We start from the raw sequence: 3,611 nt of genomic DNA on the forward strand, positions 1-3,611 counted from the left end.
CCCGCACCGGCCCCCCGGCCGGCCGCGCCCCGGCCCACCCCGCCCCCCGAGCCCACCCCGACCCCTACTCCCACCCCGACCCCGACACGGACGCCGCCCAGGCCGGCCCCGGGTCCCTCCGCGAGCCCGGTGACCTACCCGGCGTACCACCACGCGAAGGCACCCGACCGGACCACGCACAGCACGACCTCGCCCGTGATCTACGTCCTGCTCATCACCGCGCCCGCGGTGGTCGCCGTGGCCGCCCTGCGGCCCCGCTAGTGCCGATCCTGGAGGCATCCCTTGCCGGAATGGCTTGTTCTCATCCTCGCGATGCTGGCCGCGTGCGCCGTGGTGGTCGTCATCACGCTGATCCGCCACAAGGCGGCGCCCGTGGACGAGGATCCCAGCGAGACCCCGGACGTCATCGAGTACATGACGATGTGGATCGGGGTGGTGTACGCCATCGTGCTGGGTCTGGCCATCGCGGGCGTGTGGGAGGCCCGCAGTGCCGCACAGGACCACGTCCAGGCGGAGGCGCAGGCCCTGCACGAGATCTCGGAGCGGGTCCAGGTCTATCCGGCCGACGTCCGTGACCGCATTCGGTCCGATGTCAACGCCTATGTCGGACACGTCGTCACCACCGAGTGGAAGGAGATGGCCGACCACGGCCGCACGACCGAGCGCGGCACCGAGCTCCTCGACCGGATCCGCACGGACGTCACCTCCTACCAGCCGGCGACCGACTTCGAGGCCCAGGCCTACCAACCGCTCGTCGACCAGGTGGCCGCCGTGGACCAGGCCCGCAACGCCCGCGCGGACTCGGTCGAGCCCACCATGCCCGGGGTGGTCTGGTTCGGCCTGCTGGGCGGGGCCGTCATCACCATCGGGATGGTGTTCGCGCTCCAGATCAGGCGTACGGCCCGCGAGCTGATCCTCGCCGGCCTGTTCTCCGCACTGATCGCCTTCCTGCTCTTCCTGATCTGGGACTTCGACGCCCCCTACAGCCGTGGCATCACGGCCTCGGCGGAGCCGTTCCTCACGCTCTTCCCGGACATCAAGGGCTGACGGCCGCTCACCACTGGGTGGCAAGGGGGCGTCCGACGCGCGACACGCCGTCGGCGTCCCCTGAGCGGCCCACATCTGTGCCCCATTCGGAGCGACAGAGATCGCGAAGACGTACACCTGTTCCTAGCGTTTCGGTCATCGAGGTGCATTTCTGACGTAGGCGGAAAAGGTCCGCAGCTGCTCCTCGGGGACCGGAGGAACCACCATGCGCGCGATACGCGTCGCTTCGGCCGCACTGCTGGGCCTGACCGCCCTCGCCCTGTCCGCACCGGCCGCCGCGGCGAGGAGCGACACCAACATCACGCCCTTCGGGTTCAGCGTCCTGCCCTCGACCGTCGCCGCGGGCGGGGAGGTGACGCTGCTGCTGGAGCGGGACCACGGCGGCTGCAAGGGCTCGGCGACGGTCACCTCGGCGGTCTTCGACACCATCACCATCCCCTCGAACAGAAGCCAGGCGATCGCCGTCGTCGACTGGGACGCCAGGCCCGGCACGGTCCACCGGGTGACCTTCACCTGTGACGGCGTCAGCGGGTCCACGAGTCTGACCATCGCGGGCAGCCGTCCGGTCGCCCCCACACCCGTACCGCTCTACCCCGGCCGGGGTGTGCAGGCCGGTGAGGGCGGCAGCCTCGCCGGCTTCGACCTCAAGGAGATCGGCCTGGGGGCCGCGCTCATCGCCGGCTCGGTCGGGACGGCGTACTACCTCTCCCGCCGCCGCGGCGGCGAGGACGGCGCCTGACGGCTCCGTGGACCGCACGGTCCTCCGCCCCGGACCCCGGAGCGGGCCGGGGCGGGGCGGAGGACCGGGTGGGGCGCGGCGGATGATCTCCGAAGCAGGCGGAGACCGGGTGCGGCAAGTGGTCTCCGAAGGGGGCGGACACCGGGCGCCGCAGACGGTCTCCGAAGGGGGCGGAGATCAGATGTGCCGCTCCGACCGGCGGCGCATCCAGAACACGCCGCCGCCGATGACCGCGAGCGCCACGAGACCGCCGCCGATGGCCATGTCCGTCGGGGTGGCGCCGGTGGAGCTGCTGCCGCCGAGACCACCGCGGACACCGCCGATGACGGTGAAGGCCGTGGGGTTGATGACGGTGCCGTTCCGGCACACGACGCTGATGCTGTGCGACCCCGTCCGCGCGTTCTGGTTGACGGTGGCCCGTCCCGTCGCCACGTTGCCGGGGCCGGTGCGCAGCGTGACCGTCGGGAAGGCGTCCGAGCTGGCGGTGGCCGGGCCGGTGCAGTTGTTGACGGTGATGGTCAGCTGACCGCCCCGGGCGATGACGCTGGGCAGGGCGACGACATTGCTCGGGGACAGGTTCATGCCGTCCTTGGCGACGGCGACCGGGGTGGCGAGCCCGAGAACCGCGACCGCGGCGCCGGCGGCCGCCAGGGCACGAGTAGTACGCATGTGATCCTCCGCGGGAGACGCCCCGGGAACGGTCCCCGGTTGATCGGCGAGAAAGCGCCTCCCAGACAGACCCTCAGATGCCGTGCGCCGCACCGCATTTCGGCAATGGTCCGTCCTGGTGAGCCAACACGCCGAAGGAAAAGCACACAATCGGATATCTCCGCAGGTCACGGACCGTCAGAAAATTCCTGTTCACGGCAACTCGGATGGCGCACCAGCCGCATTCGGGGGCCACCCGTTCGCCTTCGACCCGTCGCCGGTCGCGCGCGGGGGACTTAGCGTTCTCGTATGCGCGAATGACGTGGCGACGGCCGCGTCGAGAGGGGAAGTCAATGTCTGCGTCCGAGCTGGCCGGTCTGGCCGAAGAGGAGGAGCAGCGGAGGAAGCGCGCTCCCTGGGGCGTGATAGCGCTTGTTCTGCTGACCGGTCTCGCCCTCATCCGGAACGGTTCGGGGGAGTTCGACGTCGGCCCGCCGCAGCCCGCCTCGGCGGCCGCCGCGGACAGCCGGGTGCACGGCACCACGTTCGGCAACACCCCCGCCGCGCTGCCGTTCGCCGCGCCCGACCGGGTGCTGATCCCGGCGATCCGGGTCGACGCGCCGGTGCTGCCGGTCGGCCTGGACCCGGACGGCTGGGTCGGCGCGCCGCCGCCGGAGGACCCGAACCTGGCCGGCTGGTTCACCGGCGCGGTCTCCCCGGGCGAGAAGGGCACCGCCGTCGTCGTGGGCCATGTCGACAACAAGCAGGGCCCCGCCGTGTTCTACGGACTCGGGGCCCTGAAGAAGGGAAATCTCGTCGAGATCCGACGCAAGGACGGAAAGACGGCGATCTTCGAGATCTACGGCATCGAGGTCTTCGAGAAGAACAATTTCCCCGGCGACCGTGTCTACGGTTCCAAGGGCACCCCGGAATTGCGGGTCATCACCTGCGGGGGCGGTTTCTCGAAGCAGAACGGTTATGCCGGGAACGTCGTCGCGTTCGCCCGCCTGGCCGAGGTCCGCTGAGCGTTCCCCGGCCCGGCGGGCCGCATTTCCGGTTATGCGTACTGCCGTCGCGGGACGGTGATGTGGTAGCCGGAGTCGAGCAGGTGCGGGAGATAGTCGCGCAGCGCCCGGACACTCTGGGAGCGGTCGCCCCCGGCGTCGTGCGAGAGCAC

At 70.9% G+C, this 3,611-nt stretch carries 4 protein-coding genes and 2 pseudogenes; 4 read left to right on the plus strand and 2 right to left on the minus strand.

Going from position 1 to position 3,611, the window contains the following annotated elements:
* The 3 genes and pseudogenes from ACFULQ_RS48790 to ACFULQ_RS48800 form a co-directional block, all read left to right on the plus strand.
* A pseudogene (locus ACFULQ_RS48790) lies at positions 1 to 261 on the plus strand (hypothetical protein); the annotation flags it as partial.
* Positions 262 to 282: 21 nt separating this feature from the next.
* A complete protein-coding gene (locus ACFULQ_RS48795) occupies positions 283 to 1,047 on the plus strand; it encodes a hypothetical protein (RefSeq protein ID WP_383558224.1) in 765 nt (254 codons plus the stop codon).
* Between the two features lie 205 nt (positions 1,048 to 1,252).
* Positions 1,253 to 1,786, plus strand: a complete 534-nt coding sequence (locus ACFULQ_RS48800; protein ID WP_383558226.1) for a hypothetical protein — start codon at positions 1,253 to 1,255, stop codon at positions 1,784 to 1,786.
* A 177-nt stretch (positions 1,787 to 1,963) separates the two neighbouring features.
* Here ACFULQ_RS48800 and ACFULQ_RS48805 read toward each other — a convergent pair whose 3' ends face one another.
* Positions 1,964 to 2,455 carry a hypothetical protein gene (locus tag ACFULQ_RS48805; protein WP_383558228.1) on the minus strand — a complete coding sequence of 164 codons (492 nt, stop codon included), beginning with the start codon at positions 2,453 to 2,455 and terminating at the stop codon, positions 1,964 to 1,966.
* 332 nt (positions 2,456 to 2,787) lie between these two features.
* Here ACFULQ_RS48805 and ACFULQ_RS48810 point away from each other — a divergent pair, with 332 nt between their 5' ends.
* A complete protein-coding gene (locus tag ACFULQ_RS48810; RefSeq protein ID WP_383558231.1) occupies positions 2,788 to 3,459 on the plus strand; it encodes a class F sortase in 672 nt (223 codons plus the stop codon).
* A 32-nt stretch (positions 3,460 to 3,491) separates the two neighbouring features.
* Here ACFULQ_RS48810 and ACFULQ_RS48815 read toward each other — a convergent pair.
* A pseudogene (locus tag ACFULQ_RS48815) lies at positions 3,492 to 3,611 on the minus strand (polysaccharide deacetylase family protein); the annotation flags it as partial.

It is taken from the genome of Streptomyces sp. NPDC057253 (genome assembly GCF_042669125.1).
Classification (GTDB): Bacteria; Actinomycetota; Actinomycetes; order Streptomycetales; family Streptomycetaceae; genus Streptomyces.